The 24,957-nt window shown below is 64.3% G+C and carries 27 protein-coding genes, 1 tRNA gene and 1 pseudogene; 13 read left to right on the forward strand and 16 right to left on the reverse strand.

Translation table 11 applies throughout. The annotated features are described in order from the left end of the window. The first annotated feature begins 78 nt into the window (after window positions 1-78). Entirely contained in the window at window positions 79-1,698 is a 1,620-nt protein-coding gene (locus tag IF803_RS05055; protein ID WP_028336108.1) for an ABC transporter substrate-binding protein, read from the forward strand. A gap of 610 nt (window positions 1,699-2,308) precedes the next feature. Here the strand turns inward: IF803_RS05055 and IF803_RS05060 are convergent. Next, window positions 2,309-2,395, reverse strand: a tRNA-Leu gene (locus tag IF803_RS05060). Between the two features lie 224 nt (window positions 2,396-2,619). Here IF803_RS05060 and IF803_RS05065 point away from each other — a divergent pair. Next, window positions 2,620-3,054, forward strand: a complete 435-nt coding sequence (locus IF803_RS05065; protein WP_461191471.1) for a twin-arginine translocation pathway signal — start codon at window positions 2,620-2,622, stop codon at window positions 3,052-3,054. A 39-nt stretch (window positions 3,055-3,093) separates the two neighbouring features. On the opposite strand, the gene IF803_RS05070 is transcribed toward IF803_RS05065, so the two are convergent. Next, a complete protein-coding gene (locus IF803_RS05070; protein ID WP_461191472.1) occupies window positions 3,094-4,296 on the reverse strand; it encodes an FAD-dependent monooxygenase in 1,203 nt (400 codons plus the stop codon). A 7-nt stretch (window positions 4,297-4,303) separates the two neighbouring features. Then, entirely contained in the window at window positions 4,304-4,549 is a 246-nt protein-coding gene (locus IF803_RS05075; RefSeq protein ID WP_461191473.1) for a zinc-finger domain-containing protein, read from the reverse strand. 234 nt (window positions 4,550-4,783) lie between these two features. Here IF803_RS05075 and IF803_RS05080 point away from each other — a divergent pair, with 234 nt between their 5' ends. Beyond that, window positions 4,784-5,917, forward strand: a complete 1,134-nt coding sequence (locus tag IF803_RS05080; RefSeq protein WP_461191474.1) for a hypothetical protein — start codon at window positions 4,784-4,786, stop codon at window positions 5,915-5,917. A gap of 57 nt (window positions 5,918-5,974) precedes the next feature. Next, window positions 5,975-6,727, forward strand: a complete 753-nt coding sequence (locus tag IF803_RS05085; RefSeq protein ID WP_461191536.1) for an alpha/beta fold hydrolase — start codon at window positions 5,975-5,977, stop codon at window positions 6,725-6,727. Window positions 6,728-6,730: 3 nt separating this feature from the next. Here IF803_RS05085 and IF803_RS05090 read toward each other — a convergent pair. After that, window positions 6,731-8,122: pseudogene (locus tag IF803_RS05090) on the reverse strand (hypothetical protein); the annotation flags it as partial. A gap of 182 nt (window positions 8,123-8,304) precedes the next feature. Here IF803_RS05090 and cysE point away from each other — a divergent pair. Then, entirely contained in the window at window positions 8,305-9,132 is an 828-nt protein-coding gene (gene cysE, locus IF803_RS05095; protein WP_028342930.1) for a serine O-acetyltransferase, read from the forward strand. A gap of 150 nt (window positions 9,133-9,282) precedes the next feature. After that, window positions 9,283-9,495 carry a DUF3126 family protein gene (locus IF803_RS05100; protein WP_021077729.1) on the forward strand — a complete coding sequence of 71 codons (213 nt, stop codon included), beginning with the start codon at window positions 9,283-9,285 and terminating at the stop codon, window positions 9,493-9,495. A gap of 127 nt (window positions 9,496-9,622) precedes the next feature. On the opposite strand, the gene IF803_RS05105 is transcribed toward IF803_RS05100, so the two are convergent. From IF803_RS05105 to IF803_RS05115, 3 genes are all read right to left on the reverse strand, one after another. Next, on the reverse strand, window positions 9,623-10,357 hold the full coding sequence (locus tag IF803_RS05105; RefSeq protein ID WP_461191475.1) for a sulfite exporter TauE/SafE family protein: 735 nt from the start codon (window positions 10,355-10,357) through the stop codon (window positions 9,623-9,625). 116 nt (window positions 10,358-10,473) lie between these two features. Next, window positions 10,474-11,115 carry a family 16 glycoside hydrolase gene (locus tag IF803_RS05110; protein ID WP_461191476.1) on the reverse strand — a complete coding sequence of 214 codons (642 nt, stop codon included), beginning with the start codon at window positions 11,113-11,115 and terminating at the stop codon, window positions 10,474-10,476. A gap of 577 nt (window positions 11,116-11,692) precedes the next feature. Then, window positions 11,693-12,403 carry a hypothetical protein gene (locus IF803_RS05115; RefSeq protein ID WP_461191477.1) on the reverse strand — a complete coding sequence of 237 codons (711 nt, stop codon included), beginning with the start codon at window positions 12,401-12,403 and terminating at the stop codon, window positions 11,693-11,695. 219 nt (window positions 12,404-12,622) lie between these two features. On the opposite strand from IF803_RS05115, the gene IF803_RS05120 reads away from it, so the two are divergent. Beyond that, on the forward strand, window positions 12,623-12,952 hold the full coding sequence (locus IF803_RS05120) for a DUF6949 family protein (protein ID WP_028342933.1): 330 nt from the start codon (window positions 12,623-12,625) through the stop codon (window positions 12,950-12,952). Between the two features lie 192 nt (window positions 12,953-13,144). Further along, on the forward strand, window positions 13,145-13,675 hold the full coding sequence (locus IF803_RS05125; protein ID WP_028342934.1) for a gamma carbonic anhydrase family protein: 531 nt from the start codon (window positions 13,145-13,147) through the stop codon (window positions 13,673-13,675). A gap of 4 nt (window positions 13,676-13,679) precedes the next feature. Here the strand turns inward: IF803_RS05125 and IF803_RS05130 are convergent, their stop codons facing one another. Beyond that, on the reverse strand, window positions 13,680-13,970 hold the full coding sequence (locus IF803_RS05130) for a hypothetical protein (protein ID WP_461191478.1): 291 nt from the start codon (window positions 13,968-13,970) through the stop codon (window positions 13,680-13,682). Between the two features lie 87 nt (window positions 13,971-14,057). Between IF803_RS05130 and IF803_RS05135 the strand changes: the two genes are divergently transcribed. From IF803_RS05135 to IF803_RS05145, 3 genes are all read left to right on the forward strand, one after another. After that, window positions 14,058-14,372 carry a hypothetical protein gene (locus IF803_RS05135; RefSeq protein ID WP_461191479.1) on the forward strand — a complete coding sequence of 105 codons (315 nt, stop codon included), beginning with the start codon at window positions 14,058-14,060 and terminating at the stop codon, window positions 14,370-14,372. Between the two features lie 156 nt (window positions 14,373-14,528). Next, window positions 14,529-15,074, forward strand: coding sequence for a hypothetical protein (locus tag IF803_RS05140; protein WP_411780584.1), 546 nt, complete (start codon window positions 14,529-14,531; stop codon window positions 15,072-15,074). A gap of 208 nt (window positions 15,075-15,282) precedes the next feature. Further along, window positions 15,283-15,432 (forward strand): hypothetical protein, encoded by a 150-nt coding sequence (locus IF803_RS05145; protein ID WP_461191480.1) that lies wholly within the window; start codon window positions 15,283-15,285, stop codon window positions 15,430-15,432. 433 nt (window positions 15,433-15,865) lie between these two features. Here the strand turns inward: IF803_RS05145 and IF803_RS05150 are convergent, their stop codons facing one another. The 3 genes from IF803_RS05150 to IF803_RS05160 all read right to left on the reverse strand — a co-directional run bounded on the left by IF803_RS05150 (window position 15,866) and on the right by IF803_RS05160 (window position 17,740). After that, the gene (locus IF803_RS05150; RefSeq protein WP_028342937.1) at window positions 15,866-16,357 is read right to left on the reverse strand and encodes a hypothetical protein; all 492 of its coding nucleotides are present in this window, start codon (window positions 16,355-16,357) and stop codon (window positions 15,866-15,868) included. A gap of 189 nt (window positions 16,358-16,546) precedes the next feature. Then, on the reverse strand, window positions 16,547-17,077 hold the full coding sequence (fabA, locus tag IF803_RS05155) for a bifunctional 3-hydroxydecanoyl-ACP dehydratase/trans-2-decenoyl-ACP isomerase (protein WP_461191537.1): 531 nt from the start codon (window positions 17,075-17,077) through the stop codon (window positions 16,547-16,549). A gap of 33 nt (window positions 17,078-17,110) precedes the next feature. Further along, complete coding sequence (locus tag IF803_RS05160; RefSeq protein ID WP_461191481.1) at window positions 17,111-17,740, reverse strand: TetR/AcrR family transcriptional regulator; 630 nt, start codon at window positions 17,738-17,740, stop codon at window positions 17,111-17,113. Between the two features lie 99 nt (window positions 17,741-17,839). On the opposite strand from IF803_RS05160, the gene IF803_RS05165 reads away from it, so the two are divergent. Further along, window positions 17,840-18,250 (forward strand): hypothetical protein, encoded by a 411-nt coding sequence (locus IF803_RS05165; protein WP_028342940.1) that lies wholly within the window; start codon window positions 17,840-17,842, stop codon window positions 18,248-18,250. 130 nt (window positions 18,251-18,380) lie between these two features. Here the strand turns inward: IF803_RS05165 and IF803_RS05170 are convergent, their stop codons facing one another. From IF803_RS05170 to IF803_RS05190, 5 genes are all read right to left on the reverse strand, one after another. Continuing rightward, window positions 18,381-18,995, reverse strand: coding sequence for a transglutaminase-like cysteine peptidase (locus tag IF803_RS05170; protein WP_026192955.1), 615 nt, complete (start codon window positions 18,993-18,995; stop codon window positions 18,381-18,383). 334 nt (window positions 18,996-19,329) lie between these two features. Then, on the reverse strand, window positions 19,330-19,947 hold the full coding sequence (locus IF803_RS05175) for a PilZ domain-containing protein (RefSeq protein WP_028342942.1): 618 nt from the start codon (window positions 19,945-19,947) through the stop codon (window positions 19,330-19,332). A 141-nt stretch (window positions 19,948-20,088) separates the two neighbouring features. Continuing rightward, window positions 20,089-21,642 (reverse strand): FAD-dependent monooxygenase, encoded by a 1,554-nt coding sequence (locus IF803_RS05180; RefSeq protein ID WP_461191482.1) that lies wholly within the window; start codon window positions 21,640-21,642, stop codon window positions 20,089-20,091. Between the two features lie 274 nt (window positions 21,643-21,916). Beyond that, window positions 21,917-22,876 (reverse strand): acyl-CoA desaturase, encoded by a 960-nt coding sequence (locus IF803_RS05185; protein ID WP_461191483.1) that lies wholly within the window; start codon window positions 22,874-22,876, stop codon window positions 21,917-21,919. A 158-nt stretch (window positions 22,877-23,034) separates the two neighbouring features. Further along, window positions 23,035-23,712, reverse strand: a complete 678-nt coding sequence (locus IF803_RS05190) for a hypothetical protein (RefSeq protein ID WP_155258670.1) — start codon at window positions 23,710-23,712, stop codon at window positions 23,035-23,037. An 88-nt stretch (window positions 23,713-23,800) separates the two neighbouring features. On the opposite strand from IF803_RS05190, the gene IF803_RS05195 reads away from it, so the two are divergent. Beyond that, a complete protein-coding gene (locus tag IF803_RS05195) occupies window positions 23,801-24,952 on the forward strand; it encodes a zinc-binding dehydrogenase (RefSeq protein ID WP_461191484.1) in 1,152 nt (383 codons plus the stop codon). Window positions 24,953-24,957 lie beyond the last annotated feature (5 nt).

Here is a 24,957-nt window from a genome sequence, read left to right on the forward strand (position 1 = left end):
TGTTAGTTCGCCTAAATAACGAACCGCGTGCATAACGAATAAGCCGGCTTTGACCAGTTACACGTCAGGAGAGATTGCATGTTCCCTATCTCGCGTTGGAAACACCGCACGCTAGCGGCCGCGTTGACGGCGCTCGCGCTGTCGTTCGCGCCGCAGGAATTGTCATTCGCACCGCAGGCGATGGCCGCGGGCAAGACCATCACCGCGGTGATGCATTCGGATCTGCGCGTCATCGATCCGATCATGACCACGGCCTACATCACCCGCGATCATGGTTACATGATCTATGACACGCTGCTGGCGACGGATTCCAATTTCAAGATCCAGCCGCAGATGGCGGACTGGAAGGTTTCCGACGACAAGCTGACCTATACGTTCACGCTGCGCGACGGCCTGAAGTGGCACGACGGCGCGCCGGTCACCGCGGAAGACTGCGTCGCCTCGCTGCAGCGTTGGGGCAAGGTCGACGGCATGGGCCAGAAGCTGATGGACTTCGTCGCGAGCCTGGAGGCGACCGACGCCAAGACCATCACGCTGAAGCTGAAGGAACCCTACGGCCTCGTGCTGGAATCGATCGGCAAGCCGTCGTCGCGCGTGCCGTTCATGATGCCGAAGCGTCTTGCCGAGACGCCGCCGGACAAGCCGATCCCGGAACAGATCGGCTCCGGACCGTTCAAATTCGTGCAGGCGGAATTCCAGCCGGGCGTGAAGGCGGTCTATGAGAAGAACAAGGACTACGTGCCGCGCAAGGAGCCGGCGAGCTGGACCGCGGGCGGCAAGGTCGTCAAGGTCGACCGCGTCGAGTGGGTCACGATGGCCGATGCGCAGACCGCGGTGAACGCGTTGCAGTCCGGCGATATCGATTTCATGGAGAACCTTCCGTTCGACATGCTGCCGGTGCTCGAAGCCAATCCGGATCTCAAGATCGACGTCCTGAACAAGTTCGGCTTCCAGACCCTCGGACGCATGAACTTCCTCTATCCGCCGTTCGACAATCCGAAGGTGCGCCGGGCTGCGTTCCTGGCGATGAACCAGAAGGACGTGCTCGACGCGCTGGTCGGCAACGCCAAGTACCAGAAGATCTGCGGCGCCTTCTTCGTCTGCGGCACGCCGCTCGAGACCGACGTCGGGGCCGAAACGCTGGTGAAGGGCAACGGCCTGGCGGAAGCCAAGAAGGCGCTCGCCGCGTCCGGCTACGACGGCACCCCCGTGGTGATCATGGCGCCGGGCGACGTCACGACGTTGAAGGCCCAGCCGGTCGTGGCTGCGCAGCAGTTGCGCGAGGCCGGCTTCAAGGTCGACCTGCAGGCCACCGACTGGCAGACCGTGGTGACCCGCCGCGCCAGCCAGAAGCCGCCGAAGGAGGGCGGCTGGAACATGTTCTTCACCAACTGGGTCGCGGCCGACGTCTCCGACCCGATCGTTAACGCGTCGATCACCGGTCGCGGCAAGAATGGCGGCTGGTTCGGTTGGGCCGAAGACCCGAAGATCGAGGAGCTGCGTGACAAGTTCGCGCGCGCTGGCTCGGCTGAGGAAAAGAAGAAGATCGCCACCGAAATCCAGACCGAGGCCTACGATCAGGTGATCTACGTTCCGCTCGGCCAGTACACCATTCCGAGCGCCTGGCGGAAGTCGCTCACCGGCGTGCTCGACGGCCCGGCGACGCCGATCTTCTGGAATATCGACAAGTCCGAGTAAGCTTGCGGCTTGACGGCTTGACGCAAAACAAATGGCCGGGACTTGTCCCGGCCATTTTCTTTTCGCGCTATCGCTTGTCAGGTGTGGCTGTCGCGAAGCTGCTCCAATCCGTCGCTAAGCGGTGGCCCGCCTGGTGGCGCGCTGCGCGGCGGGGAGGGGCGCTCCTTGCGCTGATCGCATTTGTCGGTTGCGCGCTGTGCGGATGGATCGTCGTTCGGCATCGTCATGCTCCAATTGCGGCATGACAACGAATACCCAGTGCATGAGTTCCGAACCGGCGACCGCTAATCGCCGTGGTCTGGTCTCATGCTGCTCGGGCTCGACAGGCTCGTGAGCTGCGTCGGTCCGATACCGGTCGCAATCCGATTGCTCTTCGCAATCCGATTGCAGTTTGCAATCCGATTGCAGTTTGCAATCTCCATCGCCGATCTCCGACCAAATTGATTTGACAATGCGACGGCCGCGAAATGAGCGGCCGGAATTTCCAATGCGGGAAGACTACGATGGTCAGCGATCGCGGCGTGTGAACCACGCCACAGCCGGAAAACACGAGGCGGCGAGCATCGCGATGCTGGCCCGCCTGGTGGGTCCGTGCACGGCATGCGAAGGCTGGTGCGGGCGGTGGGACTCGAACCCACACGACGTTGCCATCGAGGGATTTTAAGTCCCTTGCGTCTACCAGTTCCGCCACGTCCGCGTTGCGCCAGGCGCGCCGATTTCTAGCGCGTTTGGGCGCGGAGTGGAATTGTCATTATCCGGTGCTAACAGGTGAGCTTTCAAAGGCTTAAGCGGCCGCCCGCAATTCCATTTGCCTCGGCGGCCGAGCATTGGGATAAGCAGCGCGCCGCCCCGATTGAGCCTCAATCCGGACACCGGTGGCTGCTTTAGGCAATCTCAACACTGTCCGGTTAAGAAAGCTGAATGTCTGTTCGTTTCCCACGCCGCCTGAAGTTGTCGCGCGCGGCGGCCGTCATTGCGCTGCTCGCCTCGGCCGCGGGCGTGTCCGGCTGCGCGCAGATCGGCGACACCGTGCCGTCGGCATTCGCCGATCCCGCCAAATATGAGCTCTATGATTGCAAGCAGCTCGAGAACGAGCGCAGCAATCTCAAGACCCGCGCGGCGGATCAGGAAAAATTGATGGCCAAGGCGGAGACCGGCGTCGGCGGTACTGTCGTCTCCGAGATGGTCTATCGCAACGAGCTGATCTCGATCCATTCCCAGCAGAAGCTGGCGGATGAGGCCTGGCGCAAAGGCAAGTGCCACGAAAGCCCGCCGGACACGCCTGCGGTCGCGGCACCCGCTGCTCCGACGCCGGCGGCGAAGGGCCCGCGCGCACCGCGGGGCCTCGTCCACTAGGCCGGCGTTTCCGGACGAGCCGGTTGTGACTGGCCGAGCTCAGGCGCGCCAATCGTAGATCCAGTCCTGCCGCGCCAGCATGCGCTCCGGACCGATGGCGCGGATCGCCAGATCGCGCGCGATCGCCGCCGGCCCGCCCAAATGATAGATGCGGCCCTGCTGTCGCGCCAGGCGCTGCACTTGCAGCACGCGCCCGCGCCGCATCCGTGCGTAGCGCTTCAGCGCGGCGGGAATGTCTGCGGTGTTTTCCCCGGTGCTGTCGCTCAAGGCCTTGGCGAGCACGGCCGCGTCCTCGATCGCCATGCCGGCGCCTTGTGCGGCAAACGGCAGCATCGCATGCGCGGCATCGCCGAGCAGCGTCACCGCGCCTTCGCTCCAGCGGCCGATGTCGGGCAGGGTGAACAGCGCCCATTTGCGCCAGCCGTCGACCGCGCCGATCAGCATCCGCGCCGTCGCCGGCCAGCGCGCGGTGGCGAATGCAGCCTTGATCTCGTTGATGTCGCCGGGCTCGCTCCAGCCTGGCCGGTTCCAGGTGCCCGATACGATCGCGACCACGTTGATCTGGCGTCCCGCCGAGATGGGATAGGCGACGAGATGCGCGTCCGGTCCCATCCAGAGCTGCACGCGCGGTGCGGCGTATTCACGCGGCAGGGCGGTGGCGTCCAGCGTGCCGCGCCAGGCGATCAGGCCGGAGAATTGCGGCCGTACATCCGGAAACAAATGCCCGCGCACCGACGACCAGATGCCGTCGGCGCCGATCAGCGCGACGGCCAATTCCTCCTGCCGTGAATTGCCGCGGCGTTGGACGACGGTGAGGCCTCTCGCATGCTTGGTCACATCCTCGAACTGGCAGCCGAGCCGCAGATCGATATCGGGATGGTCGTTGACGGCCGCCTGCAGCGCGGCCTGCAGGTCGGCGCGGTGGATCACCCAATAGGGTGCGCCGGCGCGGAACTCGGCGGCTTGGCCAAGCGGCATCCGTGCGATTTCGCCACCGGCCCGCGCGCTCAGGATGTTGACGGATTCAGGCGTGACCGCGCGCCGCGCAAGCGGTTCCTTGAGCCCGAGCTCGACCAGGATGCGGCTGGCATTGGGAGAGAGCTGGATGCCGGCGCCGGCTTCCTCGAGCCGTTCGGCCTTCTCCAGCACGACGACGCGAAAGCCCTGTGCCGCCAGTGTCAGCGACGCCGTCAGTCCTCCGATCCCGGCGCCTGCAACGATGACGGTTCGCGTCAGCGCCACGGAGCGGTCAGGCGACCTTGTCTCTCAGCACGCATTCCGGCGGCCGCGCTTCGCCGGCCGCGAGGTCGGCCGCGAAGCGATAAAGCGTCGAGCAGTACGGGCAGATAATCTCGCTGTCATTGCCGAGGTCGAGGAACACGTGCGGGTGGTCGAACGGCGGGTTGGCGCCGACGCACATGAACTCCTGCGATCCGATTTCGATCACCGAGACACCGGCATCGTTATGGAAGTGCGGGACGACGTGGTCGGACATATTCTCACCTTGATGGCAACGATGGGCAGACGCAATCAACGGCATGCGGCATCGCGAAATGCCGCGCACCATACTGACGGGAACAGTTGATTCCTAGAGCCCCGATGGCTCATTTGCTCATGCAAATTCGACACAATCTTGTCGTCCCAGAGAAGCCCTCCTTTGGTCGGAGCCGTTGTGTCGCAAAAACGGCACACTATCTCCAAGGCGAATAAAACTAGAGGTTTTAGCGGGATGAATCGGGTGCGCGTCAGCTTGGCGGTGGTCGGCGTGGCAGCAAGTGCCGCCGTGGGCGCGGCTATTTGGCCGCACGCCCGTGACGCCGGCACCGTGCTGGCGGCGCGGGACGATCCCGCTGCGCTCGCCGACATCAGGCTCAATTCCGTGCTGCGCAACAACCCGGCGTTGATCTCCGACAATATCGAGGCGGCGCTGGCCTCCAGCGATGCCGACCTTGCGGCCAGCTTTGTCGAACTCGCCGGCGAGAAGAACATCGCACTTGGTGATGATCTCACCAAGCGCGTCGATGACGCGCGCGCCGAGCAATCATCCACCATGCATTTCGCCAAAGGCTTCGCCACCGGCCTCGTGACCGGCAATGCCGACGATGTCGCAAGCCTGTCCGGCACGGTCGCCGGCGACCTGTTCGTGTTCGGCGATGTCAGGGACGTCGTGCGCGAGGGCAAGCACCTCGTGATGGGCGAAGACACCGACCAACTGGTGCTCGGCCTCGCGGCCGCCGGGCTCGCCGTGACCGCGGCCACCTATGTGTCGGTCGGCGGCGCCGGGCCGCTGCGCGCCGGGCTGACGCTGGTCAAGGATACGCGCAAGGCCGGACGGCTGAGCGAGGGGATGATCGAATGGGCCGGGCGTTCGACCCGCGAGGTCGTCGACCAGCCGGCGCTGCGCGAGGCGGTCGCATCCGGCTCGGTGCTGCGGCCGGTGCAAACCGCAACCGCGATCCGCGCGGCCTTCCGCGCCGAGAAGGCGGGCGCGCTGGTGCGCGTCGCCAAGGACGTCGGGCGCATCGGCGAGGCGGCCGGGGTTCGCGCCGCGCGGGATACGCTGAAGGTCGCCGAGAACCCGAAGGAGATCGCGCGGGCGGCGCGGATCGCCGAGGTGAAGGGCGGCCAGACCCGCGCGATCCTGAAGCTGCTCGGCCGCGGCGCGCTGTTGCTGGCGGCCGGCGCATTCAATCTCACCATGTGGCTGTTCGGCGCGCTGCTGGCGCTGTTCGGCTTCCTGTCGTCGATCAAGGCCACCACCGAACGGGCCACCGCCTGGTGGCTCAGACGAAGCAAGGCGCTGCGCCTGAAGCGGCAGATGGCCGCGCAGGCTACCTTGGCGAGTATGCCCGCCCAGGGTTAGGCTTGCGGTCGCCTGTCGATCGCCAATCGCAAATCCCAAGAAGAAACGGAATGGATGATGCCGAGTTTCCATCACGGCGATGTTGAAATTGCCTATATCGACGAAGGCGCGGGCGAACCGATCGTGCTGGTGCACGGCTTTGCCTCGAGCAAGAACGTCAACTGGATCTACCCGACCTGGGTGTCGGATCTGGTCAAGGCCGGCCGTCGCGTGATCGCGCTCGACAATCGCGGCCACGGCGAATCCGCCAAGCTCTACGATGCGGCGCAGTACGAGATCGCGACCATGGCCAGCGACGTGATCGCGCTGATGGACCATCTCGGAATCACGCGCGCCGACATCATGGGCTATTCGCTGGGCTCGCGGATGGCGGCGATCCTGGCGCGAGAGAATCCCGATCGGGTGCGCTCCGCGATCCTTGGCGGGATCGGCATCGGACTGATCGAGGGCGGCGGCCCCGGCGAGGCGGTCGCGCTGGCGCTGGAGGCGCCGTCGCTCGACGACGTCACCGACCCGGTCGGCCGTACCTTCCGCGCCTTTGCCGACCAGACCCGCTCCGACCGCCGCGCGCTCGCCGCCTGCCTGCGCGGTTCGCGCCGCCTGATGACGCGCGAGGAGGCGGCCGGCATCCGCGTGCCGCTCTTGATCGCGGTCGGCAGCAAGGACGAGATCGCGGGCTCGGCGTCAGCGCTCGGCCGGATCATTCCGGGGTCGGAGGTGCTCGACATTCCGAACCGCGATCACATGCGGGCGGTCGGCGACAAGGTCTACAAGACCGGGGTCATCGACTTCCTGTCGCGGCGAAAATAGATCGTCGGCTTCATCCCTGGCGAAGGCGCGCGCGGCCGCGATCAGCACCACGAAGGTCGCGACCCACACCATGCGCGCGCCGTAGCGGTCGTGCGGTCCCGAGATCACGCCACAGACAAAGGCATTGCCGAGCAAGGCGAGCGTGACGGTGCCCGCCAGCAGCGTCAGATCGTCGAGCCGCCGCTGCCACAGGCCGCGGCCGAACAGGATCACGACCAGGAGCATCGAGCCCAGCGCGACCGGCACGTGGATGCGGTTGATCGCGGTGAAGTCGAGGTGCCAGCGTTGCTGCCGCGCCGCGCGCATCGGCGCGACCTGTTTGGGAATGTAGCGCTCGATGATGCCGTAGGTATGCGGGATCCAGCCATTGGTGCCTTCTCCGGTCGCGACATGCATGAGCTGGTCTGCGGTTGCCGTCAGCGCCGCCTTGGCCTGCCATTCCGGATATTTGGCCAGCGAGCGCAGCACGATGTAGCCCATCTCGTCATTCAGTCCCTTGAAGCGGCCGAGCGTGTTGAACATGCTGTGGCCCCACAGGAAGTCGTCGGCGGTCGGCGGCAACTCGTCGCGATAGGGGCAGAGCTTCAGCTTCTCCGTCGCGCAATGATCGCGCAGATATTGCGCGACGATGCCATCCTGCAGCATGCGGCCGAAGGCGACGCCATAGCCGCCGGGCGTCCAGGCCAGCTGTCCGGACAGCGCAAAGTTCGCCGCCAGCAGCATCGCCGCGCCGGCGACGGTGGTCAGGCTGCCTTGCACGAGGCCCGCGACCGGGATGCGCCGCCCGAGCCACGGACGCAGCATCCAGCCGACGCAGCACAGGCCGAGCAGCACCGCCAGCGTCGCGCTGTGCGTTGCGGCGGAAAACGCGATGAAGGCGAACAGCACCGCCTTCTCCAGCGTCGAGATCCGTTCGCCGTGCAGGATCAGGATGAAGAGCGCGAGCACCGAAAGGCCGGCGAAGATGTCGGTCAGCAGCATGCTGTCCAGCCAGGGCAAAGCGGTGGTTGCGATCAGCGCGAGGCTGATCGCGATCAGCCGGACCGGCCGGGCGAGGCCGAGCACGCGCAGCGTCAGCTGCAGGATCCATAGCGTCGCCAGGGTCTGGATGCCGAGGTTGAGCCAGAAATCCGATGTCTCGCCGACATGGAGGTAGATGCCGAATACCGTGGACCGGCTCGGCACCAGGTAGCCCTCATACCAGCGCGCCAGATAGCCGCCGGTATCCCATTGGAGCAGTGGATAGCCGTTCCAGAAGGCAGGGGCGAGCAGGAGGAGGGGGATGGCAATGGTCGCGATCCAGACCGACCGCGCATCGGTCAGGCGGGCACCTAAACTCTGGGTATTGATGATGTTTCCCCCTATTATTGGGGCCGACCATGCCCAAAACCACACTGGGGACGAAATCCGCCAATAGTTGCAGAAGCACGGCTTGATTTCGGCAAAATCCCGACCAATTCCCCTAGACGCCGGCCCGGGGGTGTTCGGCTGGGGTTTACCGTACTGAGCCATCCCGGGACGCGCTGGGTCCATCGTGCTATAACGCACATCAGAACAACCGAATTGCGAGAGCAGCTATGGCAGTTCATCAGGTCAATCCGCAGGGGAGCAAGCTCGCGGCGCTCGATCCGATCTGGGATCGAATCCGCGGCGAGGCGGAGGACATCCTGCGGCGCGAGCCGGAGCTCGCATCCTTTATCTATGCGACCGTGCTGCATCATGAGCGGCTGGAAGATTCGGTGGTCCATCGCATTGCCGAGCGGCTCGATCACGCCGCGCTGTCGGGCGATTTGATCCGCCAGACCTACGGCGAGGCACTGCGCGACGAGCCCGATATCGGCAACGCGTTCCGCGCCGATCTCGTCGCCGTCTATGACCGCGATCCCGCGACCTCGCGCTTCATCGATCCCTTGCTCTACTTCAAGGGCTTTCACGCGCTGCAGACCCATCGTCTCGCGCACTGGCTCTATCAGAAGGGCCGCAAGGATTTTGCCTTCTACCTGCAGAGCCGCTCCTCGGCGGTGTTCCAGACCGACATCAACCCGGCCGCCAGGATCGGCCGCGGCATCTTCCTCGATCATGCCACCGGTTTCGTCTGCGGCGAGACGGCGGTCATCGAGGACGATGTCTCGATCCTGCATGGCGTCACGCTCGGCGGCACCGGCAAGGAGAACGAGGATCGCCATCCGAAGATCCGCCACGGCGTGCTGATCGGTGCCGGCGCCAAGATCCTCGGCAATATCGAGATCGGTCATTGCGCGCGCATCGCGGCCGGCTCGGTCGTGGTCAAGCCCGTGCCGCACAACGTCACGGTCGCGGGCGTGCCGGCGAAAATCGTCGGCGAGGCCGGCTGTGCCGAGCCGTCTCGCACCATGGACCAGATGCTCGGCGCGATCGGGCTTTGATTTCACTCGCTTTCTGATCGCGGCGAAAACGCGACCAAACAAGATTCGTGTGCGCAACATCACGTCGCCAAAGCCTGAAAAGGCTCTGGCGATCTTTGCCGTCTCGTCCTAAAACTCCCCCGAAAATCATCGACCCGATTGGAGACGGCCGTGGACGTTCAGGAAGTCAGGAAGCTCGACGCGTATCTCAAACGCGTGTTCAGCAATCCCAAGATCCGCGTGGTGCCGCGGCCCAAGAAGGATGACTCGGCCGAGGTCTATATCGGCGAGGAGTTCATCGGCGTGCTGTTCGTCGACGACGAGGACGATGATCGCTCGTTCCAGTTCCAGATGGCGATCCTGGAAGAGGATCTGGCCGAGTAAGGCGGAACAGCAGCGTTGCTGGCCGGCTCCGTCGCGTGAGCGCCGGAGCCTGTTGGCGTGCGCGGCGCGGATCGACGGATCTGGCCGCACCGGTCGCCAGCTTCAAGAACGTGAGTGAGGTACCGCGTCAAGCCAATGCGGGCACGATCAGCGACAGGCCGGCGAGCAGCAATAGTATCAACACCACGGTGCGGAACATCTCGTCATCGATCTTTCCGTACAGCGTGAAGCCACTCCAGAGGCCGGCGAGAAGGAATGGCAGACCCAGCCCGTACAATTTGACGGTTTCCGTCGTGAAGGCGCCGGTAACGCCCATCGAAATCGAGATCACCACAAAGGCGGCGAACAGGACCGGCTGGAACACCGCGCGCTGCGCGTCCTTCGTCCAGCCGCGCCATTGGCACGAGATGGTCGAGACAACGCCACCCAGCCCGGTGAGTCCGCCGACCAATCCGTTGACGAGACCGATCGCGATGTCCGGTGCGACCCCGATCTTCACCGGCCTGAACGCCGGCCGTGTCAGGCTGTAGATCGCGTAGAGTGCCAGCAATGCGCCGACACCGAATTGCAGATGGACCGCGCTGAGATAGGTGAGCAGCACCACACCGGCCGGGATGCCGATCGTTGTGCCAACTGACAACGGCCAGATCGCGTGCCAGTTGAACGCCTGACGCAATTTCAGGATGCCGTAGCCCTGCGTCAGCAGGCCGTAACCCGCGATCAGTGCCGCGGTTTGCACCGGCGTGACGATGTGCAGCCACACACCCGACACGACGAGCCCCATCGCAAATCCCGAAAAGCCGCTGACGAACCCGCCGGCAAAAGCGGCAATAACAAAAAGAACAAGACTCGCTCCATCCACCGGTCGCTCCCCAAAAATGAGGTGACGCACACTTGGATGGATGGTCCCATCTGATGGGGAGGGTGCGAATCCCCGAGCTTGCTGATTGGGCGGTTACCCACTGAACGCCAGCTTACCTATTTGGCTTCTCCGTAGGTGATTTGATCAAATAGCGTCACACTGTCGGCCTTGGTCCAAAGCCCCACCTTGCCGGCATCGCCAAATGTGGAATCCTCCACCTCGAACAATTGTTTGCCGTTGAAAGATACAATGAAGTGCGAGGCTTTGAAGTCGACACGCAGCGTGTGCCAGTCGTTGGACGGCACCTTGATGTTGATTCCGTAGCCTCCCTTTCGGCCGACGATGTCGAGCGGGCTTCGGACGCCGTTCACTGTCTTGTACAACACGACATTGTCCTCGAGTGCATTGGCGCGGGTCACGTAGTAGTTGTTCGCGTCCTTCGCTCGCCAAACGATGCCGGCGGCGCGGTCCTGCGAGCCCGCGACAGCCTTGAACTTGACCTCGACAAAGCCGTCCTTGATGTTGGTGTCGTCCTTCAACAGCAGCGGGTAGGTCGCTCGGCCGGATTGTTTGAGCACCTTCGACTTCGACGGCGCCGTCGCATCGGTTTCGACCGTCCATCTTGCATCGCCAGACCCTGTGACGGTGGCGGTCCAGCCCGCCGGCGCAACGCCGATCTGGGTATTCTCAAATCCAATTGCGTGGCTCGGCATGTCATTCACTCCCAGGAGAAGCAGCGTAACCGCGGCGATGGCCATGCGTTGTTGGGGATGAGGCATTTCTAGGCTCCCGTCGGATCGAAAATTCCACTGTGCGGATGTCGTGAAATGCGACCTTGCCAGGCGTCGATCATTCGAAAAGCCCGGCCGCTTGAACGGGAGGCTCGACCGGACGGGGAAGTTGGTCGAATCCCGCGATCCTCCTTGCGCGTAGCGCAGTGAGGACTCCATCCCGGATTTTCGTTCCGTTCCGGTAGCAGACGGCGATCAGAGATTGATCGGCGCGGTCGTCGCGGCCAAGCTGAGTTGACCCGGACCAATGTTGCGGTTGGCCGGCGACGAGTTCGTCTGACCATGCGGAGGTAGGGATCGACGTCTTCCGAAGCCCACGCAAATGCAGACTGCAAGGCAAATTGGCTGGAAGGAACTGGAGGCTTGCTTTCGCCCATGTGCACATGCCCTCGACAAGTCGAGCGTTGCACAGTCTTGGACCGAAGCCTCAAGGGGAGACCGTATTCCCCCTACACAACTCTTAGTCCAGCGAGCCGACAAAGGCAATACGGATCGACCGGCGCCGCCATCGAATGCTCCGGGGCGCGCGGTGACGGGGAGGTGGTCATCCCCTCGCGCTGTGCATCTGCGCGGAGAGACGGTTCATCGTGGTGGCGATGTCGCGCCACTGCGCAAGCCAGCTGCGCGGAAAGCGGAAGGTCAGGTCGGCGCCGTCGATGCGCCGCTCACTCAGGCACATGCCGGGCGTCGAGGTATCGCGCGTGCAGCGCGCGGTCAGCTGCGGCTCGCTCGCCGTGAACAGCTCCTCGCCGCCATAGGGCGTGCCGTCGCGGAACGCGCGCGCCGTCAGGCCGTCGTCGGTGTTTGCGCGCTCGTCGAGATAGCGCGGATAGATCGTGCGCAGGCGCATGTCCGGCGCGAGTGAATCGTGGTGCGCCGCGATCGACACGAAGATCCTGTCTATCGGCTGCACCTTGTCCTCGACCGTATCGGCGCTGTAGTGCTTCGGCGCGGCAGGCGCCTCCAGCGACGGATAGAGGAAGCTCAAATCGACGCGCTCCTGCGGCCCGGAGTGGCGCTGGATCTTCATGCGCACGGCCATGGTCGGCACGTTGAACAGCGCGCCGCCGACGCTCACCGGCAGCCGCGACGGATCGCTCGGCGGGATGGTCGTGTAGGTCGGCCACAGCAGATAGGCGACGAGCGCAACCGCGCCGGCCGCGATCACCGCCGAGGCGATGATCGGAACGAGATGCGCGCGCGGGTTGCGGCGGGTGTCGCGGGCGAGATGCTGGGCGGTCGAGAGAAGCGTCATGAGCAGGGCAGAGATCAGGTCGGGAGGGGCCGAATCATCTGCCGAATATGCCACGTGGCGGGGAGTTTCCGTACGATTCCAATGGAATCCGGGACCAAATGGCCATGCGCAAACGCTGCGCCTGACGGGTCCGGTTAACCTTTCCTTAAGGATGATGTGGCGGCCGGCTGCCAATTCTGCGAAGCAGGGCGGGTGGCCTGTTGCGTAGCGGAAGTTCCGATGTCGCCCGATACCTTGAATTCCCTGTTCTCGCTCCTGATCGGTTTCGCGCTCGCGGGCGCACTGGCCAGCGGTTACCAGGCGATGGCGGAGCGCCCGGCCGGTTTCGGCCTGCTGCAGGAGGGCGTGGCGCCGAAGACCTTCGCCGCGGTCCCGTTCCTCGTCTTCGCCGCACCGTTCATCATCATGCGCAACACGCTGCGCGGGGCACGCATCGAGCGCCGTCGCTTTGAATTCGTGATGATGGCAACCGTCATCTCCGGCTTCTGGAGCCTGATGTCGGGCACCTTCTTCATGATGACGCTGCGCGCTGCGGGCGTGCTGGCCTGATCCGATCATGATCCGCGGCCGATCACGGTCGCGCTTGCTTGAAACCATGTCGGCCGTCGTGCCAAGGTCTCCTGCGATCAGAGCTTCGGTTCTGATTGAATCAGAAACCGAAGCTCTGGATTTTCGTTTCGACGCGTTTTCTTCACGCGAACCGGTGTCCACTTCGCTCGAAAACGCTCCAGGGAGACCTCAATGGCGATCTACGAACTCGACGGGCAGGCGCCCGATCTTCCCGCCGACGGCAGCTACTTCATCGCCGACAATGCCGTTGTGATCGGCAAGGTCCGCCTCAAGTCCGCCGCGAGCGTCTGGTTCGGCGCCGTGTTGCGCGGCGACAATGAGTGGATCGAGATCGGCGAGGGCTCCAACGTCCAGGACAATTCCACCCTGCACGTCGATCCCGGCTTTCCCCTCAGCATCGGCAACAACGTCACCATCGGTCACAATGCGATCGTGCACGGCTGCACGCTGGAAGACGGCGTGCTGATCGGGATGGGATCGATCGTGATGAACGGCGCGCGGATCCGGCGCGGCAGCGTGGTCGGTGCCGGCTCCGTCATCACCGAGGGCAAGGAGTTTCCGGAAAATTCCCTGATCATCGGTGCGCCCGCGCGTGTGGTGCGTACGCTTGACGCGGCGCAGGCCGAAGCGCTGTCGCGGCCGGCGAAGTCCTACGCCATCAGGGGCCCGCAATACAAAACGGGACTGAAGAAGATCGGCTGAAGCTTCAGCGCTTGCGGCCGCGCTTGCGCGCGGCGTTCGGTGCGGCGGGGCGAGGCTTCGCTGCGTCTTGCGGTCTCGTTGCCTGTTGAAGTCTTGTTGCTTCCTGAAGTCTTGTTGTTTCCTGAAGTCTTGCGCTCTTGCGCAGCGCATCCTTCAGGTCGATCGGAATGCCGTGCTTCTTGAGCAGGTCGGCGAAAGCTTCGTCGGCGAGCTCCTGCAAGGTCGCCATCCGGTCGCGCCCGAGCTGCTTCAACTTGTCGAAAGTGTCGTCGTCAAACTCGATCAGCTTGCGCAAATTGCATTGCTCCCAAACTGTATTGCTCCAACGCCTGCGGGAACCGGCGTTTTGCGGACTCGTTGACGTCCGCAAGGGAGAATTGCCATGCGCAAATTATCTGTCACCACCGCGCTCGCGACAATCGCGATTGTGCTGGCGCCCGCGGTTACCGTCGCCCAAGGTACCGGGAGCGGCGCGGGGACCGGCAGCCCCTCGTCAGCCAGCCCGACATCGCCGCAAGCCACGTCACCGCCGGCCGGGACCAACAGCGCCGGCACCGCGCAATCCTCCGGCAGCCCCAACACCGGCAGAGGCGTTACCACCGGCTCGGCAACGACGACCGAGAGCGTCGACAAGGCCATCGCCGACGAGAACGAAAAAGTCGACCGCCGTACGCGAGGCATCTGCCGCGGCTGTTAACCTCTGACGGCCGCCCTTCGATGAACGCGGGTCGCGCAGATGTGAGCGCGACATAGCCGCGCGGTGGAAGCCGCGGTCCTAGATTGGGCTAGCATGCGCAGGACGCGGCGGAGGAGGCTTGAAGAAGAAAGCCTTTGAAAGAAGGAGTAACGGGTGATGTTGCGTAAAACGATGATTGCCTTGCTGGCGACGGCCTCGGTCGGTCTGTTCACCGTCGATGCTGCGTCGGCACGCGGTGGCTTCGGTGGCGGCGGCTTTCATGGTGGTGGCGGCTTCCGCGGCGGCGGCGGTTTTGGCGGCTTCCACGGCGGCGGCGCCGCATTCCGGGCCATGGGCGGGGGCGGTGGCTTCCGGTCGGCTGCGATCGGCGGTGGCTTCCGGTCGGCGGCGATCGGAGGCGGTTGGGCCGGCCGCGGCTGGCACGGCGGAGGCTGGCGTGGTGGCGGCTGGAACGGCGGCTTCTATCGGCGCGGCTGGGGCTATCCGCTCGCGGCGGCAGCGGTCGGCTTCGGGCTGGGCTATGGCGCCTACGATTACTATGACGGCTACTACGGCAATCCATACTACGCCGGCTACGGCTATGACGCCGGCTACGGCTATGATGATGGCTACGGCTACGGTTACGGCGGCTGTTACGTCGTGCGCCGCGGCGTGATGACACCGTATGGCTGGCGCGTTCGGCCGGTGCAGGTTTGCAATTGAGCCATTCGCTCAAGCATGGCCGGTCCATTCGGTCGCCATGCTGATGGTCTTGCAATGATCGGCGCGGCCGGCGTTTCGATGTCCGGCCGCCGCGTTGGGTCGCGCACTGGTATGCAGCTTGCACCGCTTTGCAGCAGTCCGTGCGTGACCGCGTCGCGAAAACAAATGGCCCGGCTGCGATTGAAGCCGGGCCCAGAGGACATCAGAGATGCTGACCATTCCTGACCTGACATTGCTGTTCATGGTGGTTGTTGCGAGCCTTGCCGTTGCACTGATCTTCATGCTCCGCGAGCTCGAGCCGAAGCTTGCGCGGCTGCGACTGCGAGGTGGTCGCGTCTTGCGCGATCGCGCCAAATAGGCGGCGGTGCCGTTCGCCGCGGCCTTGGCCGCCGCGATGCTGCGCACGCAGAGCCGTCAGCTGAGCACGCCGTATTTCTTCAGCCGGTCTGCATCTTTCGCGCGGCGAGGGTGCTTTCTCGGTGGGCGGTCCCGAATGGGATTCAAGGGCCCAAAAAACAAGGCCGTCGACGTAGTATACCGTCAACGACCTTGCCAGCCCCGGATATTGAAATCGGCTCACGCCATCCGGTCATTTGAAGATGACTCGGATTCGAAGGCCGATATGTGAACCAGTTCACAAAGTCCGGATTAATTCACGGTAACGGGCACTCATGATCGGCCGCTGCCGGCAGCCGTCGAGCCCGAAAGTGCCCCGTTAGATGATGATCTTGCTGGGGATTTGGCGCATTTTTATGGCTGGTCACCTGGCGTGGGGTGGGCTTCCGAGGGCATCAACCGCGCGACCGGTGGCGCTTCCGGTTGGCGCTACGGGTGGCCTTTGAGCGCTTGCGCGGCGCGGGCTCGGCGGCCGGTTCGTTGGCCTGCGCGCTCGCCAGTGACTGGCGCAAACCCTCGACCTGTTCAGTCAGCGCGGCGACCTGGTCGGAGAGCCTCTTCGCATCGGCCGCCTGCAAGGCGAACTGCTTGCGCATGGTCTGCAGCTGGTCCTGTACCTCCTGCAGCTGGTCGATGGATTCCTGCTGGGTCACCTCCATCCCCTTGGTCTTTTCCACCAGGGCCTCGGAGACCTGCGCGGTCCGCGCCTGCAACTGACGCGCGGCGACCATCCGGTCGGTCTCCGGCACGTTGCCGGTGAAGGCGCGCCACAGCGCGATCGAGCCGATCCCGAACAGCACAAGCACCAGCACCACGGCGCCGATCGCGATCGGCTGCACGCCAATCAGGCTGCTGGCTTGTGAATTCCGGGGGGCAAGTTCGACCATGCGACCAACAACCGGACGTCAATTGGAAGGTTCGAAATAGCACAAACCTCGGCGCGGGCAAAACCGGGGGGTGTGTAGACCACTGCGGCAGCAGCGAAATTTGTATCACATGTTAATCTTCGACCGCGCTGCTCGGCCTGCTCGAGGCGCCGATCGGCCTCTGGTCGACGCGAATTCAAGCTCCCGAATTCAGCCTCTGGGCGCGATCAGGCCGACCCTCATGTCCTTTGCCAGATAGGCGCAAGCGCCATCGGCGAGCACCCGGCCGTCGGCGATGCCCAGCACCAGCCGGCCGCGCCTGGCCTGGCGTATGTCGACCTCATAGCGCACCAGCCTGACATCCGGCGTGATGTGCCCCCTGAACTTGACCTCGCCGACCCCGAGCGCGCGGCCCTTGCCGGGCGAGCCCGACCAGCCGAGCCAGAAGCCGATGATCTGCCACATGGCGTCGAGGCCGAGGCATCCGGGCATCACGGGGTCGGCGGCAAAGTGACAGGCGAAGAACCAGTGGTCCGGCGCAATCTCGAGTTCGCCGGCGACATGGCCCTTGCCGAATGCGCCTCCGTCCAGGCTGATCTCGGTGATGCGGTCCATCATCAGCATCGGCGGTGCCGGCAGCTGCGCATTGCCCGGGCCGAAATAGCCGCCTTCGCTCGAGCGCAGCAGATCCGGCTTGCTGTAGGACGATTGCGGAGCGTGAAAATCGTGCGGATTGAACAAGATGGCCATCGATGCTTGGGTTCTAGGTGAAGCTTAGCTGCGGCTGCGCCGCATGGTTCTTGGCCGCGCGGACAGGGGTTTGGCAGGCAAGCCCAACGCGGCGGCCATGAAGGCCCAGATGTCGCCGGTCAGCCTTGCCGGATCAGGCCGTCTTTCGCTCATGAGCGCGCCGATCAGCGCCTGGCGGATGCCGCCGATCATCAGCGCGATGGTGAGGTGAGGGTCGATGCCGCCGGACACGATCCCGTCGCGCTGGGCCGCCTCGATCATGCGGGCACCGGCTGCAAGCTGTCGGCCGGTGAAGGCGGTCTCGACATCGAGCACCTCGGGCGCGCGGCTGAGCGGTCCGATCACGAGGGACGCGAACGGGTGGTCATAGTGGAAGGCGACATAGGCGCCGATCCGCTGCTTCTCCCGGTCCGCCCAGTCCGTGGCGGACAGCTTGGCCCCGCCGAATGCCGCCGCATCAAGTTGTTCATAGAAGCCTTCGACCACGGCGGCGATCAGGCCGGCCTTCGATCCGAAGTGGTGGTAGGCGAGCCCGACCGAGACCTGCGCCCGTCTTGCGACGGCCTGCATCTCGAGGTGCCCGCGGCCCTCGATGAGCTCGGCCTGCGCTGCCGAGAGCAGCCGTTTCCGTGTCCCCAGGCTCGTCGCGTCCATCGTGGGTCCATTCGCTGAATTGAATTCAATTCAATATCGCCGATGCTAGGATGTCAAGCCGCCGACGCGAATGGCAAAGCGAGCCGGTGAAGGAATGCGATGGCGTTTGCGATCAAGACCGAGATCCGAAATCCACGGGCGATGGTGTTCAGCTTCACCGCGCAGAAGACCATGTATGGCGGCAAGCACATCGCGGCCGACGACGTCGTGTTCGTGTTCGCGAGCGAGAACGAGGGCGGCAGCGGCCTGATCGCCCGCGCGATCGTCGCGTCGGCCGAAGCGACACCGCCCAAGATCGGCATCATCAGGCAAACGCCGCGCGTCAGCATCACGGTCAGGCGCACCGCCTCCGCAGCGCGGCCGCTCGGGCGCGATCAACTCAAGCGCTTCAAGGATTGGGACGACGGCCGGCCCGAGACCGAGCTGAATTTCAAATTCTATCGCCAGGCCACCAACAAGATCGTCGGCATCTCGGACGAGACCGCGGCGTTTCTCGAGCGGTTCTTCTAGGCGTCGATCGACGCCGCTCAAAAAGGTTGCGGCCAGCCTTTGGGGGAAGGCTGGCCGCGCGCGAACCGGTCTGGGACGGGGAGGGGTGGGGATGTGACCGGGTCGCGAACTCGAAAATCCTCAGGTCTGCTCAGCGCGAGCTTGCGGTTGCAACTGCGGGGCGGTTGTCACCGAGCGAGACCCACACATTGGGATCGCCCTGCGACTGCCGCTTGACGAAGCGGTAGCCGGTGTCGGTCCAGGCGACGATGCTCTCGTTCTGGTTATCGAGCACGAACTCGCCCTTGTCGGTCTTCACCGTCAGCACCGCGTGGCCTTCGCCCTTCTTGTCGCGGACCACCGTGATCAACAGCGCCTCGCGGGGCCAGCCGGCGTCCATCAGCATCTTGCGCTTCAGGAGCACGTAGTCCTCGCAGTCGCCGTAACCGTCTGATGGCAACGACCATTTCTCGATCACGCCCCAATGATCCATGTCGGTCATCGGCTTGATGGATTCGTTGACCCACTTGTTGACCCGTACGAGGTCCCGCCAAGCGGTCTGCGACAACACGATGTCGCGTGGTTGCGTCGCGCCGCCGCGGCATTCGCCCGGATTGTCGGCACAGAATTCGACCCAGCCGATCGGCGAACGCGCAACGTCACCCAGGCTGGCGTAGACCACGTCGCCGGCCTTGGCCGACACGCACGTCGCAAACAGAATGGCGGCAACCGCCAAACCTTTCCCCTGTCCCCTGAACCCAAACATCGTGGCCCCCGTTCTTCTTGTTGGGACCACGTTTCGCACAAAGCTTTTGCGCCGCCGCTAAGTACGCAAAGTAGATTTGACGCGAATACTGGTAAAATCTGCGGCGAATTCGAACTGTACTTGAATCGAATTCGCGTAAAATTTGAAACAACTGCAATTGATTCAAATTTTATGCATTAACGCGGCAAGCGCTGCGCCAGCGCGATTTGTTGCGTCAAACGTTGCGGCCGTTAACCGCCGATTTTCACCGGGCCAAACGCGCCGAAGGCGGCCACCGGTGCACCGGTGGCCGCCTTCGCGGGCCAAAAACAGGGGTCTTGAGCGCTTTTTCGCTTTACCTCGCGGTAACGCTCTCTTCGAGCGTTTCCGCCGATTGCTCGTGGACGAACTCGAGCGCGAAGCCTTCCTCGAGATTTCGCACCACGCGGGACTGCACCCGCCCGAGCATCACGAGCGATTTCAGCGGCGGGCGGTTCTCGGCGGCAATCGCAGCACCGGACAAGGAAAGGTCGATGATGCGGCAGGTCATCCGCGTGCCGTCTTCCTGGGTCAGCAGCGCGATCGGGTTGCGCGGCACGATACGGTCGTGGCGGCGATCCTCCGGCAGATTGAGGATGTCGCGGTTGGCGAGCCAGGTCAGCTGCGCGGCGAGCTTGTCGCGCTTGCGCGCGGTGGCGCCGATCGTCATCGCAAAGCCGTTGTCGATGATGCGGGTGATGCGTCCTTCGACCCGGCCGATATGGTCGAGATAGGCGATCACGCGGTCACCGACATTGCCGATGCCCGGCGCCAGCAAGGCGAGGCCGCCCGGCGACATGTTGATAATCTGGCAGGGAAACTCGCGCCGGTCGGGCAGCATGTAGCGGCCGAGCAGGTGCACCTTGACGCGCTGGAAGCGCCGCCGCTCCTCGGCTACGGGGACGACGGTAGTTTTCTTCTGTGCAAACGACATCACGACAAACCCGGCCACCGTCCATTCGGAGCCCCGACGACCCTAAGGCTGATAGGGTTAACGGGGCGTTACGGTTGAGGCGGGGAACCTGCACACGGTGCAAGAGAAATGTGAGTGGAGCCCCGCGTGGCCCCCAAGGGGTCAGGGCTGCGCATCAGGTTCGCCGAACCACCGCGACATGACCTGAGCTGCTTCATCAAGGTGAGTGGCGGTGTCAGCGGCCCATGCGACGAAGCCGTCGGGGCGCACGAGCACGGCACTCAAGCCCAGCCGATCCCGCGCATAGCTTGCGACATGGCCGATCCGGCTACGCCAGCGATCCGCAAGCGCTTGCAGCGGAGAGCGCGGATCGAAGTCCAGCAGCACGCCGCGCCCGTTCCTCAGCAGTTCGCCGAGTTTCGTGCCACAGGCGAGCTCGAAGTCGGGCGCGCTAAGGCCCACCAGCGGATGGTTGCCGCCAAGATCGTAGCGCAGCGAAACGCCCCACACGCGCTCGGCAAAGTAGCTCGCGCCGTCTGACGTCGCGATCAGGTCGCGGATGATGGCTTCGAGCGCGCGCGAACTGCGGCTTGGCCGCATCAGCGCGACCTGGGCGCGTGACCAGTCCAGCACCTGCGCGCCCACCGGATGCCGCTCACGCGAGTAGCTGTCGAGCAGATCCGCCGGTGCGTCGCCGCGGATCGTGGCCGCGAGCTTCCAGCCGAGGTTCATCGCATCGCCAAGCCCGAGATTGAGCCCCTGGCCGCCGAGCGGAGAATGAATGTGCGCGGCATCGCCCGCGAGCAGCACGCGCCCCTTGCGGTAATCCGTCGCCTGACAGGCGCGATCGGTCCAGGTGGTGGCAAGCCGGAGCGCCGTCAACGTGATGTCCGTGCCGGAGACGCGGCGCAGCACCGCCTGCACATGCTCGCGCGTGATCGGCCGGGTTCGGTGGAAGGCGCCGCCGTCGAACTCCACCATCGCGATCGTGCCGGGCCGCGCGTAGGTATACATGCCCGTCGGCGTGTAGTGACGGCCCGCGCGGAGCTGGTCCGGATCTGATATCTCGACCTCGACCGAATAGCCGGTGAACTCGGGATCGGTGCCGACGAATTCAAAGCCGCCGGCCTTGCGCACCATGCTGCGGCCGCCGTCACAGCCGACCAGCCAGCGTCCGTGGAAAGTCGCGCCCCCGGCGCGAACGGTGACGCCGTCGTCCGACTGATCCAGCGCCTCGACGCCGAGGCCGCGCCTGATCTCGACCCCCATCGCGGTTGCGCGCGCGGCGAGGGCGGATTCGAGCGCCTCCATGTCGACCGCCATGCTGGTGGCTGCCGGGCTCGGCAAGCGAAATGGCCAGTTCGACGTGTCGATATCGTCGTGAAAGAACTGGATGCCGGCAAAATGGCCGGCCGGGCGGCGCGGCCGTTGCGTCCAATGCGCGCCATTCGATGCGCTGCTGCCCGAGCCATCTCTTGTGTGTTGCCGTGCCGCGATGTCGTCCAGCATCCCGCGACGATAGAACGCCTCGATGCTGGGTGCCGAAAGGCCGCGCATGCCGAAGGGCAGCCGCTTCAATGACGAGCATGGCTCCGCGGCCTGCTCCAGCACCAGGACCGAGAGGTTTGCGCGCCGCAGCTCGCAGGCAAGCAGCAGGCCGACCGGGCCGGCACCGGCAATCACGACATCATGGGGAAGGGGGCGGCTGGTATGCATGAACTGCTCCTTTGTCGGTGTTCGACCGGAGCGGTTCGTCGGGTTGAGAACCACACGGACGAACATTGGGCGCCTGGATGGCGTCCGGTGTTCGTCGTGGGGATCTCATGCACGAGGCAGGAGACCAGAGCTTTCGTTTTCGAAAGGACTTCGTTTCCGAAAGGACTTTCGTTTTCGAAAGGACTTGGGCTTACCAAACCAAGTCTGCCTTTTCCGACGCGGCGTATATAGCTGCGTGGCGTTCGATCCGCAATGGAAGATGCGCGGCTGCGGATTACTGGAACAATGCGCTGCCGCGATGTCGCGGCGCGACCGCATCGGCGGTGCCCGGTTCGTCGACGCGACGCGAGCCCGGGCGCGGCGCAAGATTGTCTGGCGTCTTGATGTTGCTCGCGAGCCCTGCGGCTTCGAATGCCTTGATCAACCACCAGCCGAGGTCGATCTGACCCGGCAGCAGCCCGAGCTTCGCGGAGCCGGGATAGGCGTGGTGATTGTTGTGCCAGCTTTCGCCCATACTGATCAGGCCCGCGATGCCGACATTGTAGCCCTGGGCCGCGACGCCTTCGATGATCCAGGTCTGTCCGCCCTTGCGATGCGAGTAGTGACCGATCAGCCAGTGACCGGTGACGCAGACGGCGACACGGACGCAGATGCCCCAGACCAGCCAGCTCCACGAGCCGATCGCGAGGAACAGGATCGCCCAGGGCAATTGCTGCCACATCCAGGTTCGCTCGACGAAGGCGTAGAAGCGGTCATCGGCGAGCCGCCGTTCGAGCCGGAATTCGGGCGGGTGTTTCAGCACCAGCGTGCAGTGCAGCTGCCACCACGCATCGCGCCAGAAGCCGGCGCGGTGGCAGGAGTAGTCGTGGCACGCGGTCTGGCGCTGCGCCCAGTCGCGGAAATCGTGCAGCCGCACCATGCCGTAGGGGCCGGCCATCCCGACCAGCGTGCCGAGATAGACGCAGAGCCGCTCCAGCCACAGCGGGCAGTCGAAGCTCGCATGGATCAGGCGGCGGTGCATGCCGACCGAATGCCCGAAGCACAGCGTGATCGCGCTGGTGACGATGAATAATGCGAACGCGCTCCACGTGAACAGCAGCGGCCCAAGGACGATCGCGACCGCGGTCATGCCGCCAAGCCACAGCGACTTCGCCGGCGCCCATCGCACGCGCCCGTCCAGCGGATCGGTGCTGGCGTCCACGAAGATTCGCTCCGAGCCGGGCTGCGGCTTCATTCCGTCACCTGAGGTTGCATCGCAGGTTGCGGTGAAGCGGTCGTCGCTGTCAATCGGCCGCCCACGTCCGTCATGTCGCGGCCCATATTGACGTCTGCGGCGACTTCAGCCAGGCGGCGCCCGGCCGATCCGAAGCGCGCGAAAGCGATGCGGTGAGGTTATTTGTCCTCGGCGTCCATTTCCGGTTCGACAGCCGTTTCCGGTTCGACAGCCGCCGCTGGTGGTTCGACAGTCACGGCTTTCAGCACCTTTCGCTTCGCCGCGCGGACCTCAATCTGCAGCGGCGGCTGATAGGAGCCGCTTGGCGGCACGAAGACGAAGGCATGGTGTCCATCGCCCTTGTTGAGCTTCAGGAGATCGTTGCGGAACTCATCGGCGACGACTTCGCCGACGAGGTTGTTGTTGAAGTAGATATCGATCGCAACCCTTTTGTCGGGGTGCTGGTTGTACAGGGCCCAGCCGGCAATCCTCTTCTCGTTGACCACGTCGACATGGCCGGTGATCTCGCCAAACAGACTCTCGATACCGGCCTCGATCACCTCGAGGTCGCTCCTGTAGATCGATCTCGTCACATCGAAGCTGAAATTCGCGGTATCGACGCATTGGTCGAGCAAACCCTGTCGATGCTCCTTCATTCGTTGCAGCGTGTCCAGTTCGCCCAACTTGACGTACATGCCGACGATACCTTCGATACCAGGATTCATGGTGTCGTTCCCCGCAATGCTACCAGCCAATTCGCCCTCGGCTGCCTTCACAATCGATGCCTCCTTGCGGACAATACTCCGCCAGGACTTGAAGCGCCTCGTTCCGCCAAGGGATGTCATGAAGACCTTCATGACAGGCCTTCATGACATCCCAATCGTCCTGACCTAAAGTCGGCTCGGCCGAACCCGGCCCAACGACAAGGACAGGGAGAGCGAACCGATGGAGCAGATCCGCGTCTGCACGCATGATGGACCTGGAGCCAAGCCGGTAATCCGGACAGTGCCATGGCCGGAAATCGGCAAAAAGGCGGCCTTGATCAAGGTGGGCGCCTGTGGCGTTTGCGGAACCGATCTGCACATCTTGAAGGGACATTGGCCGAAGCCGTTGCCGTGGCCGTTCACGCTCGGCCATGAGCTCGGCGGCGTGATCGTCGAATGCGGCGCGGAGTTCACCGAGGATTTCATGAGCAAGCCGCTGCAGGTGGGATCGAAGGTGATGATCCCGCCCTTGATGCCCTGCGGCCGCTGCTACTACTGCATCCATTATCCCGAGAGCGCCAACAAATGCCTGACGCCGGTCTATTACGGCCGCTATCTCGGCTTCGACAAGGCGCCGCATATGTGGGGCGGCTGGGCTGAATATGTCTATGTCGATCTCGACATGCTGCCCGGCACTAAGATCTACAAATTGCCTGACGACATGTCGCTGCGGCTCGGCGCGCTCTTCGAGCCTCTGACCTCCTGCATCCGCGCCTTCAACCGCGCCACCCGCGCCGGCGGCTTCAGATGGGGCGACACCGTGGTGATCCAGGGTTCGGGGCCGATCGGCATCCTCGCGGTCGCCGCCGCGCAGGAAATGGGCGCGGGGCGCGTGATCTGCGTCGGCGCGCCGGAGACGCCGCGCCTTGCGCTGGCGCGCAAGTTCGGCGCCGAGGCGACTGTCGATATCGAGCAGCTCAAGACGCCGGAACAGCGCATCAAGGCGGTGCGCGACATCGTCGGCGGTTTCGGCGCCGACCTCGTCATGGACTGCTCGGGCCATCCGACCGCCGGCCCCGAGGGCATCGAGATGCTGCGCGACGGCGGCACCTATGTCGAGATGGGGCAGTTCACCGATGCCGGCTCGATCAATACGTCGTGGCACCGCATCTGCACCAAGGACCTCAACGTGCTCGGCTCCTGGGGCTTTACCGGCAACGACCTGCCGCTCGGCGTCGACATGCTCTACCGCACGCGGAACAAATATCCCTGGCTCGACATGCAGACGATCTATCCGTTCACCGAAGATGGCGTCGCCCGCGCGGTTGCCGACGCAATGGCGATGAAGACGGTGAAGTCGACCATCGTGCCGTGGCCGGAACTGGTCGGGTGAAGCTG

Source organism: Bradyrhizobium sp. UFLA06-06, from assembly GCF_054820065.1.